The 14872-nt window shown below is 67.0% G+C and carries 20 protein-coding genes; 11 read left to right on the top strand and 9 right to left on the bottom strand.

Going from position 1 to position 14872, the window contains the following annotated elements; genetic code table 11:
• The first annotated feature begins 22 nt into the window (after positions 1 to 22).
• From G6N46_RS27235 to G6N46_RS27220, 4 genes are all read left to right on the top strand, one after another.
• Positions 23 to 1069 (top strand): isochorismate synthase, encoded by a 1047-nt coding sequence (locus G6N46_RS27235; RefSeq protein ID WP_138250129.1) that lies wholly within the window; start codon positions 23 to 25, stop codon positions 1067 to 1069.
• Positions 1066 to 1557, top strand: coding sequence for a GNAT family N-acetyltransferase (locus G6N46_RS27230; RefSeq protein ID WP_138250043.1), 492 nt, complete (start codon positions 1066 to 1068; stop codon positions 1555 to 1557). Before G6N46_RS27235 ends, G6N46_RS27230 begins: the two co-directional genes overlap by 4 nt.
• Positions 1558 to 1683: 126 nt before the next feature.
• On the top strand, positions 1684 to 3810 hold the full coding sequence (locus G6N46_RS27225) for an adenylate/guanylate cyclase domain-containing protein (RefSeq protein WP_138250044.1): 2127 nt from the start codon (positions 1684 to 1686) through the stop codon (positions 3808 to 3810).
• Positions 3810 to 5207, top strand: a complete 1398-nt coding sequence (locus G6N46_RS27220; RefSeq protein WP_406783846.1) for a mechanosensitive ion channel family protein — start codon at positions 3810 to 3812, stop codon at positions 5205 to 5207. The genes G6N46_RS27225 and G6N46_RS27220 overlap by 1 nt, the downstream gene beginning before the upstream one ends.
• Before the next feature lie 5 nt (positions 5208 to 5212).
• Here the strand turns inward: G6N46_RS27220 and G6N46_RS27215 are convergent, their stop codons facing one another.
• Entirely contained in the window at positions 5213 to 5602 is a 390-nt protein-coding gene (locus G6N46_RS27215) for a hypothetical protein (protein ID WP_138250046.1), read from the bottom strand.
• Entirely contained in the window at positions 5599 to 6042 is a 444-nt protein-coding gene (gene aroQ, locus G6N46_RS27210; RefSeq protein ID WP_043392452.1) for a type II 3-dehydroquinate dehydratase, read from the bottom strand. The genes G6N46_RS27215 and aroQ overlap by 4 nt, the downstream gene beginning before the upstream one ends.
• 78 nt (positions 6043 to 6120) lie before the next feature.
• On the opposite strand from aroQ, the gene G6N46_RS27205 reads away from it, so the two are divergent.
• From G6N46_RS27205 to whiB1, 3 genes are all read left to right on the top strand, one after another.
• A complete protein-coding gene (locus G6N46_RS27205; protein WP_138250130.1) occupies positions 6121 to 6477 on the top strand; it encodes a YchJ family protein in 357 nt (118 codons plus the stop codon).
• A gap of 52 nt (positions 6478 to 6529) precedes the next feature.
• The gene (locus tag G6N46_RS27200; RefSeq protein WP_138250047.1) at positions 6530 to 7489 is read left to right on the top strand and encodes a diacylglycerol/lipid kinase family protein; all 960 of its coding nucleotides are present in this window, start codon (positions 6530 to 6532) and stop codon (positions 7487 to 7489) included.
• A 251-nt stretch (positions 7490 to 7740) separates the two neighbouring features.
• On the top strand, positions 7741 to 7995 hold the full coding sequence (whiB1, locus tag G6N46_RS27195; RefSeq protein WP_133426888.1) for a transcriptional regulator WhiB1: 255 nt from the start codon (positions 7741 to 7743) through the stop codon (positions 7993 to 7995).
• A 216-nt stretch (positions 7996 to 8211) separates the two neighbouring features.
• Here whiB1 and G6N46_RS27190 read toward each other — a convergent pair whose 3' ends face one another.
• Together G6N46_RS27190 and G6N46_RS27185 are read right to left on the bottom strand one after the other, a co-directional pair.
• Complete coding sequence (locus tag G6N46_RS27190; RefSeq protein ID WP_060999092.1) at positions 8212 to 9705, bottom strand: two-component system sensor histidine kinase PdtaS; 1494 nt, start codon at positions 9703 to 9705, stop codon at positions 8212 to 8214.
• Positions 9706 to 9731: 26 nt separating this feature from the next.
• Positions 9732 to 9947 carry a biotin/lipoyl-binding carrier protein gene (locus tag G6N46_RS27185; protein WP_036421130.1) on the bottom strand — a complete coding sequence of 72 codons (216 nt, stop codon included), beginning with the start codon at positions 9945 to 9947 and terminating at the stop codon, positions 9732 to 9734.
• A gap of 137 nt (positions 9948 to 10084) precedes the next feature.
• On the opposite strand from G6N46_RS27185, the gene G6N46_RS29155 reads away from it, so the two are divergent.
• Positions 10085 to 10159 (top strand): 50S ribosomal protein bL37, encoded by a 75-nt coding sequence (locus G6N46_RS29155; RefSeq protein ID WP_085976028.1) that lies wholly within the window; start codon positions 10085 to 10087, stop codon positions 10157 to 10159.
• A gap of 54 nt (positions 10160 to 10213) precedes the next feature.
• Here G6N46_RS29155 and rsrA read toward each other — a convergent pair whose 3' ends face one another.
• Both rsrA and G6N46_RS27175 read right to left on the bottom strand, forming a co-directional pair.
• The gene (gene rsrA, locus G6N46_RS27180; protein WP_060999089.1) at positions 10214 to 10525 is read right to left on the bottom strand and encodes a mycothiol system anti-sigma-R factor; all 312 of its coding nucleotides are present in this window, start codon (positions 10523 to 10525) and stop codon (positions 10214 to 10216) included.
• Positions 10525 to 11151 (bottom strand): sigma-70 family RNA polymerase sigma factor, encoded by a 627-nt coding sequence (locus G6N46_RS27175; protein WP_174814157.1) that lies wholly within the window; start codon positions 11149 to 11151, stop codon positions 10525 to 10527. Before G6N46_RS27175 ends, rsrA begins: the two co-directional genes overlap by 1 nt.
• Positions 11152 to 11361: 210 nt before the next feature.
• Here G6N46_RS27175 and G6N46_RS27170 point away from each other — a divergent pair, with 210 nt between their 5' ends.
• Both G6N46_RS27170 and G6N46_RS27165 read left to right on the top strand, forming a co-directional pair.
• Positions 11362 to 11853, top strand: a complete 492-nt coding sequence (locus tag G6N46_RS27170) for an aminoacyl-tRNA deacylase (protein ID WP_138250048.1) — start codon at positions 11362 to 11364, stop codon at positions 11851 to 11853.
• A gap of 23 nt (positions 11854 to 11876) precedes the next feature.
• Complete coding sequence (locus tag G6N46_RS27165; RefSeq protein WP_064858404.1) at positions 11877 to 12725, top strand: SDR family oxidoreductase; 849 nt, start codon at positions 11877 to 11879, stop codon at positions 12723 to 12725.
• Here the strand turns inward: G6N46_RS27165 and G6N46_RS27160 are convergent.
• From G6N46_RS27160 to G6N46_RS27150, 3 genes are read right to left on the bottom strand one after another with little or no spacing between them, the layout of a single operon-like run.
• Entirely contained in the window at positions 12722 to 12928 is a 207-nt protein-coding gene (locus tag G6N46_RS27160; protein WP_162563280.1) for a hypothetical protein, read from the bottom strand. The two genes, G6N46_RS27165 and G6N46_RS27160, sit on opposite strands and share 4 nt — an antisense overlap.
• Before the next feature lie 38 nt (positions 12929 to 12966).
• Positions 12967 to 13851, bottom strand: coding sequence for an oxygenase MpaB family protein (locus G6N46_RS27155; protein WP_138250049.1), 885 nt, complete (start codon positions 13849 to 13851; stop codon positions 12967 to 12969).
• Complete coding sequence (locus G6N46_RS27150) at positions 13848 to 14081, bottom strand: hypothetical protein (protein WP_138250050.1); 234 nt, start codon at positions 14079 to 14081, stop codon at positions 13848 to 13850. The genes G6N46_RS27155 and G6N46_RS27150 overlap by 4 nt, the downstream gene beginning before the upstream one ends.
• 31 nt (positions 14082 to 14112) lie before the next feature.
• Between G6N46_RS27150 and G6N46_RS27145 the strand changes: the two genes are divergently transcribed.
• Positions 14113 to 14871: a class I SAM-dependent methyltransferase gene (locus G6N46_RS27145; RefSeq protein WP_138250051.1), complete on the top strand. Its 759-nt coding sequence runs from the start codon at positions 14113 to 14115 to the stop codon at positions 14869 to 14871.
• Position 14872: the final 1 nt, after the last annotated feature.

Genomic DNA, 14872 nt, shown 5'->3' with positions numbered 1-14872 from the left:
GCTGGCGGGTCCCGACGGGGTGATGCTGGCAGACGGCCCGGCCCGACCGTTCCCCGACCTGGACGAGGCGCGTCGGGCGCTGGCCGCCGGTGAGGTGCCGATTCTGTTGGGCGCCTTGCCTTTTGATCTCGACTCTCCCGCCGCGCTGATGGCGCCGGACTCGGTCACCTACGCCGACGCGCTGCCGTTCACCGCCGACCGGCTGCCGGCGGTCCGGATCGCGGCCAGCCTGCCCTCGCCCGACGAACACCGGGCCCGGGTGGCGGCGGCGGTGCGGGCCCTGCGCGATCCGGCGGCCGGCCTGCACAAGGTGGTTCTCGCCCGGGCGCTGGAGCTCGTCGCCGACGACGCGCTGGACCCGTACGCGGTGCTGAGCCGTCTCGCCGACGACCACAGCGCCACAGCGTTTTTCACCGATCTCAGCGCGGCGGGCGCGCCGTACTCCGGCACCGCGCTGCTCGGCGCGAGTCCCGAACTGCTGGTCGCCCGTCGCGGCGACGTGGTGACGTGCAAGCCGTTCGCCGGCTCGGCGCCGCGGTCCGCCGACCCCGAGACGGACGCTGCCAACGGCGCCGCGCTGGCGGCGTCGGCCAAGAATCGGCACGAGCACCAGCTGGTGGTCGACATCATGCGTGAGGCACTCGAACCCCTGTGCAGTGAACTCGACATCGCCGCCGAGCCCCAGGTGAGCGCCACCACGGCCGTCTGGCATCTGAGCACCCCGATCGTCGGACGACTGCGCGAAACATCCACCACCGCACTCGATTTGGCCATCGCACTGCATCCGACGCCGGCCGTCGGCGGGGTCCCGACAGAGGCGGCGGCGCAGCTGATCAACGAACTCGAAGGCGACCGCGGGTTCTACGCCGGTGCGGTCGGCTGGTGCGACGGCGCCGGCGACGGCCGGTGGGTGGTGTCGATCCGGTGCGGACAACTGGCCGCCGACCGGAGATCCGTCGACGCCCGCGCCGGCGGCGGTATCGTCGCCGAATCCGACCCCGATGACGAAGTCACCGAGACCACAACAAAATTCAGGACGATGCTGACCGCGTTGGGAGTAGCCGTATGACCGTGACCATCCGCCCGGTGCAGCCCGGCGACGAAGTCGAGATCACCGCGATGATCCACGAACTGGCCGCATTCGAGAAGGCCGCCGACCAGTGCACCGTGACCGAAGCCCAGATTCGGACCGCGCTGTTCGGCGGCGCCGAATCGGGCCAGGCCGCCGTTTCGGGTCATTTCGTCGAGGTCGACGGCCGGCCGGCCGCGTTCGCGCTGTGGTTCCTGAACTTCTCGACATGGGACGGCGTCTCCGGCATCTACCTCGAAGACCTGTTCGTGCGCCCCGACTTCCGGCGCCGCGGCCTGGCCCGCAAGCTGCTGTCGACACTGGCGCAGGAATGCGTCGAGCGCGGTTACACGCGGCTGCAGTGGGCGGTGCTGAACTGGAACGTCAATGCCATCGCCCTGTACGACGAGGTCGGCGGCAAACCGCAGTCCGAGTGGACCACCTACCGGGTGTCCGGACCGGAGTTGACGGCCCTGGCCGAGGGCTGATTCGGCCACCGTTGACGTTCCACGCAAATTTCTTCCCGAATTCCCTTCTGCACGTGGGCCTCAGCTGCCACCATCGGTGGTGATCCGCGGCCCGACCGATGAGGCCGGGCCGGAGAAGGGACGGCAATGCGATTCCAGCGTCGCCAACTGCTGTCCAGGGTGAGTATCCAGTCGAAGCTGGTGGTGATGCTGGTGCTGTGCACCATCGTCGCGGCGACCGTCGTGGGTGTCATCGGGTTCCGGGCCGGTCGCGCCTCGCTGCGCGACTCGGTCCTGAACCGGCTCACCGAACTTCGGCAATCGCAGTCGCGCGAGCTGAAGGACCAGCTGTCGGATCTGAAGAACTCGATGATCATCTATGCGCGCGGCGCGCACACCCAGGGTGCGCTGGCGGAGTTCACCGCCGGATTCGACGCGCTGGCGGACAAACCCATCAGTCCGGCGCAGTCGCAGTCGATCACGGACTACTACACCAACACCTTTCTCAAAGAGGTCGAGCAGTCCAGCGGCGCCAAACTGAATGTCGATCAGCTCCTCCCGAGGGACAACGCCCAGCGCTACCTGCAGGCGAATTACACCGCCGTACGGAAGGACGACGACACGGCGGTCAAGGTCGACGACGCCCATGACGGCAGCAGCTGGTCGGCGGCGAACGCGCGATATCAGGATTTCTTCCGCCAGATCGTCAACCGGTTCGAATTCCAGGACGCGATCCTGCTCGACAACCGCGGCAACATGGTCTACAGCGCGTACAAAGACGTCGACCTCGGCACCAACATCCTGACCGGTCCCTACAGCGGCTCCAAACTCCGTGGCGCATACGAGAAAGCGATGTCCGCGAACTCCGTCGACTACGTGGACATCACCGATTTCGAGATATACCAACCGGCGGAGAACCAACCCACCGCCTGGATGGTCACCCCGATCGTGACCGCGGGACGCGCGATGGGGGTGCTCGCCCTCCAGTTCCCGATCTCGAAGATCAACCGCCTGATGACGTTCGACCAGCGCTGGAAGGAATCGGGCCTCGGCAACACCGGCGAAGTCTTCCTGGTCGGTCCCGACGACCTGATGCGCTCGGATTCGCGGATGTTCCTGCAGGATCGGCAGACCTACAAGACCGACGTCGTCGCGGCCGGCACGCCGGCCGACGTCGCCGACCGGGCCATCCAGCTGGGCGGCACCACCCTGGTGCAACCGGTGCCACCGACCACCAACAAGCAGGCCTTGCGGGGCGAGTCCGGAACCCGGCTGGCCACCGACTATCTCGGCCATGAGGTGCTGTTGGCCTACGCCCCCATCACGATTCCCGACGCCGAACTGCACTGGACCATCATCGGCAAGATCGACACCGCCGAGGCGTTCGAGCGGGAGACCGCATTCACCCGGACCATCGTGCTGACGACCGTCGGCATCATTTTCGTCGTGTGCATCGCCGCGATGTTCCTCGCCCAACTCTTCGTGCGGCCCATCCGGCGGCTGGAGGCGGGTGCGCAACGCATCAGCGCCGGCGACTACAACATCAACGTGCCCGTCGAGACGCGCGACGAGATCGGTGAACTGACAGAGGCTTTCAACGAGATGAGCCGGAGCCTGACCGTCAAGGAAGAGCTGCTCGTCGAGCAGCGCAAGGAGAACGCCAAGCTGTTGGCGCTGTTGATGCCCGAACCAGTCGTCGAGCGCTACCAGCAGGGTGAGGAGATCGTCCCCGAGGAGCACCAGAACGTCACGGTGATCTTCACCGAGGTCATCGGGCTGGACCGGCTCCAGGCGCAGTTGACGTCGCAGGGGTCGCTGGCTGTCGTCACCGAGCTCGAGCGCCAATTCGACGCGGCCGCAGACAGTCTCGGTATCGAACGTGTTCGCGCGATCCGTAACGGCTACCTCGGCAGCTGCGGACTCAACACCCCGCGACTGGACAACGTCCGGCGGACCGTCGACTTCGCCTTGGAGTGCCAGCGCATCATCGACCGGTTCAACAATGAAACCGGTAACCACCTGGGTCTGCGGGCCGGCATCGACACCGGCACCGTCAGCAGTGGTCTCGGCGGCGAGTACTCCGTGGTCTACGACATGTGGGGTGCCGCGGTCAACGTCGCCTACCAGGTCAAGAGCGGCTCACCACAACCCGGAATCGATGTCACGGACCGCGTTTATCAGGCGCTGCAGGCCACCATGACCTTCACTTCTGCCGGCACCATGTCCGTGGACGGGCAGGATGAGCCGATCTGGCGGCTGGTGGCGCCGCAATGATCGCCGACGTGTTCACCTCGGCCTGGTTCTACTGGGCCGTGGCCATCGCGGTCGGATTGCCGATCGGAATGGTGGTCCTCACCGAATGGCAGCACGCGCTGCGACGCAGGGAGAGCTACCTGGTGCGGCCGGTGACCGTACTACGCAACTACCTGCTGCCCCTCGGTGCCCTGCTGCTGTTGTTGACCGAGGCCCGGCAGGTACCGGCCGGAGCCACCTCGGTCCGCACCGTCGCAACACTTTTCGCGTTCGTCGTGCTGATCCTGCTGCTGTCCGGCGTCAACGCCACCCTGTTCCAGGGGGCGCCCGCGGGGACGTGGCGCAAGCGCGTGCCGACGATCTTCGTCGACGTCGCCCGGTTCGTCCTCATCGCGGTCGGTCTGGCGGTGATCTTCTCGTACATCTGGGGAGCGAACGTCCGCGGCCTGTTCACCGCGCTGGGCATCACCTCGATCGTCATCGGCCTGACACTGCAGAATTCAGTGGGCCAGATCATCTCCGGCCTGCTCATGTTGTTCGAGCAGCCGTTCCAGATCGGCGACTGGCTGGACACGGCTGCCGCACGCGGCCGCGTGGTCGAAGTCAATTGGCGGGCAGTGCATCTGGAGACCGGCGCCGGAACCCAGATCACCCCGAACTCGGTCCTTGCCGGGGCGTCGTTCACCAATCTGAGCCGGCCGGCCGACGCGCACTCGCTCACCGTGACCACCATCTTCTCGCTCGACGATCCGCCGAACCAGGTGTGCGCGCTGCTCACGCGACTGGCCGCAGACCTGCCGATGCGACGCCCGGACGGCGCCGTGTCGGCAACCCCCGCGGGCGGACTCGAATATCAGACCACCATTCCACTGCACTCCCCCGCCGACGACGGCGAAACCAAAAAGCTCTTCCTGCAATGGGTCTGGTACGCATCGCGACGGGCCGGCCTGCACCTGGACGAAGCCGAGGACGATTTCGCGACAACCGAACGGCTCGCCGAGGCCGTCGCCGACGTCGTCGCGCCGACACTACGGCTGAACTCCGACCAACAAAGCGAATTGCTGGGTGCCGCGAACCTGGAACGCTACGGAATCGGCGAATTGATCCAGCGGGTCGGCGAGGTACCGGAGCGGATGACGTTCATCCTGTCCGGACGCGTTCAGTTGACCGCCAGCAGCGACGACGGCGTGGAAACCCTGATCGGGATCCTCGAGGACGGCAGCTATCTCGGTCAGAGCACACTGACGCGCCAACCGGTGATCGGCAACGCACATGCCCTCGACGAAGTCACCGTGGTGCACGTCGAACGCGACCACATCGAGACGGTGGTACAGCGAAATCCGGTGCTGCTACAGGAATTCGGCCGGGTTATCGAGGACCGCCGGGCCCACGCCCGACGACTCCTGAGCGCCGACTGAAACCGTCACTCCCGCTTCGAGATCCACTCCACCGTGGACGGGCTGAACAACAAGCCCAGCGTGACGATGGCGACCAAGGCGACCACGATGGCGTACTGCAACTGGCCGGATTGGAAGACGTACCAGGCGACTCCGAGCAGCAACAGGTTGGCGAACACCCCGATGCCGCGGCCCCAGCGCCGGCCGGTGATCAGGGCCCAGCCGCCCGCGAGCACCGCGCCGCCGACGCACGCCAGCCAGATCGCATTGCCGTAGCCGTTCACGATGTGCTGGTCGGCACCGGCGAGGCCGCGCACAACGTACACCGCGGCCCCGATCAGGCCGAGCGCACCTTCGGCGGCCACCAGGAATCCGGCCCGACGCACGGCCGGTGGGTGGATCGTCGGATCACTCACCGCGACAACCGATCTGCCAGGTACCGCACCGCCAGCTCGTAGCCGATGGGCCCCGCGCCGGCGATCACGGTCTCCGCGACGGCCGACACGTAAGAGTGGTGCCGGAAGGCCTCGCGCTTGTGGATGTTGCTCAAATGCACTTCGGCAACCGGCAATTCGGCCGCGGTGAGGGCATCGGCGATGGCCACCGACGTGTGGCTGTAGGCCGCGGGGTTGATCACGATGCCGACGCAGTCGGTGCGCGCCGCCTGGATCGCGTCGACCAGTTCACCTTCGTGGTTGCTCTGTACCGCACGCACGGAGAAGCCCAGTTGTGCCGCGAGATCGGTGACGGCCTGCTCGATCTGCGCCAGCGTGGTCGAGCCGTAGATTTCGGGCTGGCGAGTGCCCAACAGGTTCAAGTTGGGCCCGTTGACGAGGAGCAGGCGGCGATCGGTCACCCATCCACGGTACCGGCAGCGAACAGGCAGAATTGGCCGGTGCCGACCAACAATCCACCGTGTCGCTGCGATACCGGGATGGAGTACGACGCCTGCTGCGGCCCGCTGCACCGCGGCGAACGTCCCGCTGCCACCGCGGTGGCGCTGATGCGTTCCCGCTTCACAGCGTTCGCCCTCGGCGATGTCGACTACCTGTTGGCGACATGGCATCCGAACACCCGCCCGGCCGATCTCGACCTCGATGACGCCGTGGTGTGGCGCCGGCTGCAGATCGTCGACACCGAGGCCGGCGGCGCGGACGACCCGGCCGGCGTCGTGCAGTTCCGCGCCCAGTACGTGCGCGACGGCAGCCGGCACATCCTGCACGAGCGCAGCCGCTTCACCCGGGGCGGCGACGGCCACTGGCTGTACGTCGACGGCGACTTCGTGGACTAGCGGCCGGGCGACCGAGTTGCCGACGGTCGCGGCGCGGATAGGCTCGTCACCCGTGCGTGCCGTGCTGATCGTGAATCCGAACGCAACCTCGACGACCCCGGCAGGCCGGGACCTCCTGGCCCACGCGCTGGAGAGCCGCGTCGACCTGACCGTCGCACACACCGACCACCGCGGCCATGCCATCGAGATCGGCCATCAGGCCGCCGCTGACGGCATCGACGTGGTGATCGTGCACGGCGGCGACGGCACGGTGAACGAAGTGGTCAACGGCATTCTGGGGCACGCGGGCGGCGTACCAGGGGCGTCCAACACCGCTGTCGGCGTCGTGCCCGGCGGTTCGGCGAACGTCTTCGCCCGGGCGCTCGGTATCAGCCCCGATCCCCTGCAGGCAACCAACCAGCTCGTCGACCAGCTCAGCGAGTTTCGACGTGGGGTGCCCTGGCGGCGCATCGGGCTGATGGACTGCGGCGACCGCTGGTCGGTGTTCACCGCCGGCATGGGCGTCGACGGCGAGGTCGTCGAGGCCGTCGAGGCCCAGCGGGCCAAAGGCCGCAAGGTGACCGCGTCGCGCTACATCCGGGTGGCGATCCGCGAGGCCGTCGGCAGCGCCCGCAAGCCCCCGCGCCTGACGCTGCACCTGCCGAACCGGGAGCCGGTCCCCGGCGTGCACTTCGCGTTCGTGTCGAACGCGAGTCCGTGGACCTACGCCAACAGCCGACCGGTCTGGACCAACCCGACGACGACGTTCGAAACGGGGCTGGGCGTGTTCGCAACCACGAGCATGGGCATCTGGGCCAACCTGCGATTGCTGCGACGGATGCTGTCGCGTACACCACAGATCGAGGGCCCGCACCTCATCCGCGACGACGACCTGCCGTGGCTGCGCGTGACAAGTGACACACCTATCGCGTGTCAGATCGACGGAGATTTCGTTGGCCTGCGCGAAAGCATGACGTTCACGTCGGTTCCGGCGGCCCTCAATGTGGTCGCGCCCCCAGCAAAACCACAGTGACCAGCGATCTTGATAACACTTTGCAATATTTAGGGCGCAGGTGGGCCAAGTGTAGTACAACTGGTTCAGGGGCCTGCCAACGCGGGTCCGCAGTGACATTGCCCACGAGTTAACGCGCCGCTATTGACATCTGTCCAGCCTGTGAAAACATCAGATGCAACAGTGCAGAAACATTTCGTGTGCACCCGTTAACAGCCGAAGTGAAAAAAACATTGCGCGCTTTGCTGCGCGCCCAGTGAGGAGTGTTGACCATGGATTGGCGCCACAAGGCGGTCTGTCGCGACGAGGATCCGGAACTGTTCTTCCCCGTGGGAAACAGCGGCCCGGCCATCGCTCAGATCGCTGACGCGAAGCTCGTGTGCAACCGCTGCCCGGTGACCACCGAGTGCCTGAGCTGGGCACTCGAGTCCGGCCAGGACGCGGGCGTATGGGGCGGCATGAGCGAAGACGAGCGTCGCGCGCTGAAGCGCCGCAACGCCCGCAACAAGGCTCGCACCGGCGTCTAGCCACCACGGCATCCGAAAATGACCCCGGCGAATCCGCCGGGGTCATTTTTGTGGGTCGGGTAGATGGCGGGCGCAGGACCGCGAGTGTGCCGTCAGATCGTCGAAACCGCGATTTCCACGATCTGTGTGCACGCTCACACTGCGCGGCGTAGACGCGAAAGAACTTGCGCGCCTGGGTTATTGCGCCGTACCTACTGCGCGGCTCGGCCGCGGTGCCTACTGCGCGGCTCGGCCGCGGCGACCGATCGGGACGCGCAGCACCACATCCGTGCCGCCTCCCGGCGCCGCATCCATGCTGAGCGTGCCGTCGAGAACCGACGACACCTGGGTCTGCACGATCTGCAGCCCCAGCCGGTCCGAGTTCTCGAGGGTGAAGCCGTCGGGCAACCCGTGCCCGTCATCGTGGATCACGACGTCGAGCCAGCGCGCCGACCGGTCCGACCTGATGGTCACGCTGCCCTGCTCGGTCGTCGGATCAAAAGCGTGCTCGATGGCGTTCTGCACCAGCTCGGTGATGACCATGATCAGCGCGTGCGCGCGGTCGGCATCGAGGACGCCCAGATCACCCTCCCGCCGCACCCGGATGGGCGCGCCCAGCGAGGCCAGGTCGTTCATCATCGGCAGGATGCGGTCGATGACCTCATCGAGGTTGACTTCCTCGTCCACCGACAGCGACAGGGCGTCGTGCACCAGCGCGATCGACGACACCCGGCGCACCGAATCCAGCAGCGCCTCGCGCGCCTCGGCGTTGTTCATGCGGCGGGACTGCAGCCGCAGCAGCGCGGCCACCGTCTGCAGGTTGTTCTTCACCCGGTGGTGAATCTCACGGATCGTGGCGTCCTTGGACAACAGCGCGCGGTCACGCCGCTTGATCTCCGTGACGTCGCGGACCAGAACCGCCGCGCCGACGGCCTGTCCGCCCACGGACAACGGGATGGTGCGCAGCAGCACCGCGGCGCCGCCGGCGTCGATCTCCATGCGCATGCTGGAGCCGCCCGCCAGGAGATCCCGGACGTGGTTCGCGAGCTCCTGCGCGTCGAAGGGGTCGGAGATCAGGGGGCGGGTGACGCTGATCAGGTTCTGACCGTCCAGCTCGGTGGCCAGCCCCATGCGGTGATAGGCCGAGATGGCGTTGGGGCTGGCGAAGACCACGACCCCGTCGACGTCCAGCCGGATCAGGCCGTCACCGACGCGGGGGCTCGATCGCGACATCGGCACGTCGCCGACGTTCGGGAACGTCCCCTCGGCCAGCATGCGCAGCAGATCGCGCGCGCAGTCCAGGTAGGCGCGCTCGAGCGGCGCCACCTTGCGTCGGTCGGCGAGCGCGGTCTGGTGAGTGAGCACCGCTACCACATCATTGCCGTACCGGACCGGGACGGCCTCCAGATTGAGGCGCGAATCACCTTGCACCGCAGAGCTTTCCGCTCCCCGGCCGATGAGCCCGGTCTCGAAGGCCGCCGTGACGGCGGGCATGTCCGCAGCAGAGTTGATGGTCCCGACCGCATCGGCGAACAGCACCGTCAGCGCGGTGTTGGGCCGAATCTGGGCCACGCACACCAGCGCACCGTCGTCGCGCCGGACCCACATGAGGTAATCGGCGAACGACAGGTCGGCAAGCAGCTGCCATTCACCGACCACGGCATGCAGGTGGTCGACCGCATTGCCGGGCAGGACAGTGTGCTCGGCGAGCAGATCACCGAGGGTGGACACGTCGCGTTATCCCGTTCTGGGGTTGCCTAGCCGATGACGGCGATCAGGTCGCCGGCCTGGATCACGTCGCCGACAGCCACGTTGACGGACGTCACCGTGCCGGCGACCTCGGCCAGCACCGGAATCTCCATCTTCATCGACTCGAGGAGCACCACCGTGTCGCCCTCGCCGATCTGGTCGCCCTCGCGAACCACGACCTCGAGCACACTGGCCACGATTTCAGCGCGAACGTCCTCGGCCATCTTCACCCCACTCGTCTATGCGTTTGTACGCAGGCGGTGCCTGCGGCCTCTATTGCACCACAGCACCACGGTTTGCAATTGGGTGGCGTGGCCGTGCGACACTGTAGGGCGAGCAACCGAACCTTTGGAGGACCATCATGGCCAAGCGTGGCCGCAAGAAGCGTGACCGCAAGCACTCGAAGGCCAACCACGGCCGGCGTCCCAACGCCTGACCTACGCCTTCAAAAAACCGCCCGGCTCCTCACGGAACCGGGCGGTTTTCGTTTTCAGCCTCGGACGATGGTGGTGCGGCTGATCTCGAGCTTCAGGCGCGCACGCAGGCCCTCAGGAGCCTTCTCGCCGCTGCACTTGGTGGCGATGAGCGCCTTCACCCGCTCCTCGATGCCGTACTGCCGCAGGCAGGTGGGGCATTCCTCCAGGTGGAACCGCAGCTTGTCGCGGGTCTCCGTGGTGCACTCCCCGTCCAGCAGCGTCCATACCTCGGCGATCACCGCGGCGCATTCGGGATGCTCCGGGTCGACGGGGCCGATCGGCGGCTGGAAGTCGTGCCCCTCGGGCCGGGTGTACTCGTCGCCCATCAGGACACCTCCTGGGTGTCGAGGCTCTCGCCGCGGAGGAAGCCCCGGTCCCGCGCGACGCCCGACAACAGTTCGCGCAGCTGCTTGCGGCCACGGTGCAGACGGGACATCACCGTCCCGATCGGGGTATCCATGATTTCGGCGATCTCCTTATACGGGAAGCCCTCGACGTCGGCGTAGTACACCGCCATCCGGAACTCTTCCGGCAACGCTTGCAGCGCCGCCTTGATTTCAGTGTCCGGCAGCGCCTCCAGCGCCTCAACCTCAGCTGACCGCAGACCGGTCGACGAGTGCTCGGCGTTGGACGCCAGCTGCCAGTCGGTGATCTCGTCAGTCGGGTATTCGGCAGGCTGCCGCTGCTTCTTGCGGTAGCTGTTGATGTACGTGTTGGTCATGATGCGGTACAGCCACGCCTTGAGGTTGGTGCCCTCACGGAACGAATGGAAGGCCGAATAGGCCTTCACCATGGTTTCCTGCACCAGGTCCTCGGCGTCTGCCGGGTTGCGCGTCATGCGCAGCGCACCGCCGTAGAGCTGATCGAGCAGCGGAATAGCGTCGCGCTCGAACCGCGCCGTCAGCTCCGCGTCGCTCTCGACCGCGGAACCCAGCCCGTCGATGTCGGTCATCGTGATCGTGACCGTCCCTTCTGTCGCGGCACCACGCAACAGGTCCGGCAACTCGACCGGACGTTCCAGACATGCCGTTGGCACCTGTGTCCCCTTCCGTCCGATCCTAGAGGCTGCGACCGACAACTTCGCGAGCCATTAATTGACCATGCTGACGGGAGTAACAGCGCCGGACCACGCAGTTGTTCCCGGCCTCTACGCTTGCCAGCCATGGCGAGTGCGGCTACCCCGGCGATCAAGGCCCTGCAGGCCGCGGGAATCGGCTACGAGATTCGGCAGTTCCGGCACGATCCGCGGGCCACGTCGTTCGGCGACGAGGCCGTCACCGAACTCGCCGCGGAAGGGTTCGTCGCGGCGCAGATCTTCAAGACGCTGGTACTCACGATCCCCGGCGGACTGGCCGTCGCGGTGCTGCCCGTGCCCGACAAGCTGTCGTTCAAGGCCGCGGCGGCGGCGCTCGGCGTGCCCAAGGCCGAGATGGCCGAGCAGGCCGCCGCGCAGCGCGCCACGGGCTACGTCGTCGGCGGCATCTCGCCGCTGGGGCAACGCAAGGCGTTGCCGACCGTCGTGGACAAGTCGGCACTCGGTTGGGACCGGGTGCTGTGCAGCGCGGGCAAGCGCGGACTGGACATCGTGCTGGCCCCCGCGGACCTGGTCGCCGCCACCTCGGCGGTGACTGCCGAGATATGTACTCCGCGGTAACTCCCGCGGCATAGGGTGTGCGCATGACACTGTCCGGGAAGACCATGTTCATCTCCGGTGCCAGCCGTGGCATCGGCTTGGCCATCGCCAAGAAGTTCGCGGCCGACGGCGCGAATGTCGCGCTGCTCGCCAAGACCGCCGAGCCCCATCCCAAGCTCGACGGCACCGTCTACACCGCGGCAAAGGAGATCGAAGAGGTCGGTGGCCAGGCGCTGCCGATCGTCGGCGACGTCCGCGACCCCGACTCCGTCACCGCCGCGGTGGCCCAGGCGGTCGAGCAGTTCGGCGCCATCGACGTCTGCGTCAACAACGCTTCCGCCATCAACCTCGGCTCCATCGAAGAAGTGCCGATGAAGCGCTTCGACCTGATGAACGGCATCCAGATCCGCGGCACGTACGCCGTCTCACAGGCCTGTATCCCCCACATGAAGGGCCGCGAGAACCCGCACATCCTGACGCTGTCGCCGCCGATCCGGATGGAATCGGAGTGGCTGAAGCCGACCGCCTACATGATGGCGAAGTATGGAATGACGTTGTGCGCGTTGGGTATCGCCGAAGAGATGCGCGAGGCCGGCATCGCCTCGAACACGCTGTGGCCACGCACCCTCGTCGCCACCGCCGCGGTGCAGAACCTGCTCGGTGGTGACGAGGCGATGGCCAAGGCCCGCAAGCCCGAGGTGTACTCCGACGCCGCATACGCCATCTTCAACAAGCCGGCCCGCGAATACACCGGGCAGAGCCTGCTGTGCGAGGACGTGCTGCTCGACTCCGGCGTCACCGACCTGTCGGTGTACAACTGCACCCCGAACGCCGAGCTCGGCGTCGACCTGTGGGTGGACACCCCCAACCCGCCCGGATACACCGGCCCCTAATCAGTGGCCGGGCAGATCTCGACACCCGTGACCATCGGCGGCCACGCCACCGTCACCTCGACGAGTGCGGCCAGCGGCGCGACCGCGGGAAATGCCCGGTCCCACTGTTTCTGTACCTGCTGCACCGCATGGGGGTGCAGAAACGTCCAGGCCATCCCGATCAGCAGGTACGGCAGCGCCAGCCACAGCAGGAATTCGGTCATCGCACCGACGCTGACGCGCCGGCTGAGCAAGCGGCGCATCAGATCAGCGCCCCGTCCCGGCGAATCTGCCTGCGTACGTAGGCCAGCAGCACGTAGCTTCCGGCCTGCCGCACGAACAGCGGCAGGAACCGGTTGACGAGAGCGACCAGCCGGAACAGCGTTTCGAACAGATACTGCCGGCCGCTGCCCCACGACATGCGCATCGCGTCGCGGAACACCGGCGCCAGGAAGCCTCCGGTCAGGAATGCCAGCAGTGGCCGAAATGGCAGGGCCAGAACCGGATTGATCATCTTGAGGCGCACGAGATCCGTCAGGTAAGCACGGACGGTGTCATCCATGGCGACCTTGGCGCAGGCCGCGGTCCAGTAGTCGTCGAACTCGGCCCTGGTGGCCGGCCACTGGTCGGCGGTGACCTGCAGCGTGGTGCCCAGCGGGGCGGCCGACCGGTAGAACTGTTCGGCCAGTTCGGGTGTCAGCTCGCCGCGCAGCAGTTGGTAGACGTCCTCCATGCCGACGAACAGGCACGCGGCGACCCACATCTGCAGGTCGCGGTCAAAAGCGTTGTAGCGCACCGGGCTGTCCGGACCGGACTGCACCTGGCGGTGCGCGGTGTCGACGGCCTTGCGCATAGCCGTGCGGTCCTCGTCATTGCCGAGGATGGCCACCGCGAGGTACTGGAACGTGGTGCGGGCGCGCTTCCACGGATGTTTGAGCAGGTTCCCCGAATCGACCTTGCTCTCGACGACACCGTGCCCGACACCCGGCCAGGACAGCTGCATGATGACGTTGGCCGCACTGGCCGCCGCGCCCCAGAAATCGGCGGCGTCGGCGATGGTCACCGGGTACTCGTCCCAGCGCGCGGTGCGGCGCCGAATCTGGATACGGCAGTCCGCGAGGGCCAGGGCAGGTGAATCGCCGGTCATGGCAGGCACATGTTCGTCAGCAGCAGCATCGGCCAGAACACCACGGTCCGGGCGAAGACCAGTACGCGCTCGAGGCCGTGCGCCGCCTCGAAGGCGCCGGTGTGGGTCACGGCCCACAGCACACCGAGCACCAGGTACGGCGCGGCGAGCATCGCTGCGGTGCCGAGCCACTCCGCGATCGTCATCTCGAAACTGAATATGCCCGGTGCGGGTTCTTCGTCGTCGGTCATGGTGCTTTCAACCTAGGCATACAGTGGCGGCATGTCGACGTGGTCAGTCGGACGGTACGAAGCCGTCGCCGAATTCATCTCCCCCATCGCCGTCGAGGTGGTGGCCGCGGTACCGCACGGCGCCGGCACCGCATTGGTCGATCTGGCCTGTGGAACCGGTAATGCGTCGCTGCACGCCGCCGGCCTCGGTGCCCGGGTCACAGGTGTCGACATCACGCCGGAGCTGCTGGCCATCGCCGAGGCCAAGCCCGGCGGCGACGCCGTCGAGTGGGTGGCCGCCGACGCGTCGGCCACCGGCCTGCCCGACGCCTCCTTCGACACCGCGGTGTCCAACATGGGCATCATCTTCGTCGAACCGACCGCGATGGTCGCCGAGCTGGCGAGGCTGCTCAAACCCGCTGGCACTCTCGGGTTTTCGACATGGGTCAAGGCCGGCGACAACCCGTTCTTCACCCCGGTCGTCGAGGTGTTGGGCCAACCGGAGCCGGGCCCGTACTCACCCGATCAGTGGGGCGTGCCCGAGCTCGTCCACGAGCGGCTCGATCCCGATTTCGCCGATGTCGCCATCGAAAGCGGCACCCTCACCTGGAGATTCGGCTCGGTGGACGACGCCGTCCGCTTCGTCACCGACGAATCACCCATGCACGTCACCACGTTGACCTACCTGGACGACGAGACCAGGAGCCGGCTCATCGGGGCCTTCACCGCGGCGTTCACCGCACACGAAGCCGCCGACGGCACCGTCGCCTTCGACGCGCCGTACGCGGTGATCACGGCACGCCGCCGCTGAA

Origin of the sequence: Mycolicibacterium phocaicum, from assembly GCF_010731115.1 — a bacterium.
Taxonomy (GTDB): Bacteria; Actinomycetota; Actinomycetes; order Mycobacteriales; family Mycobacteriaceae; genus Mycobacterium; species Mycobacterium phocaicum.
This window is presented reverse-complemented; position numbering and strand designations above follow the sequence as displayed.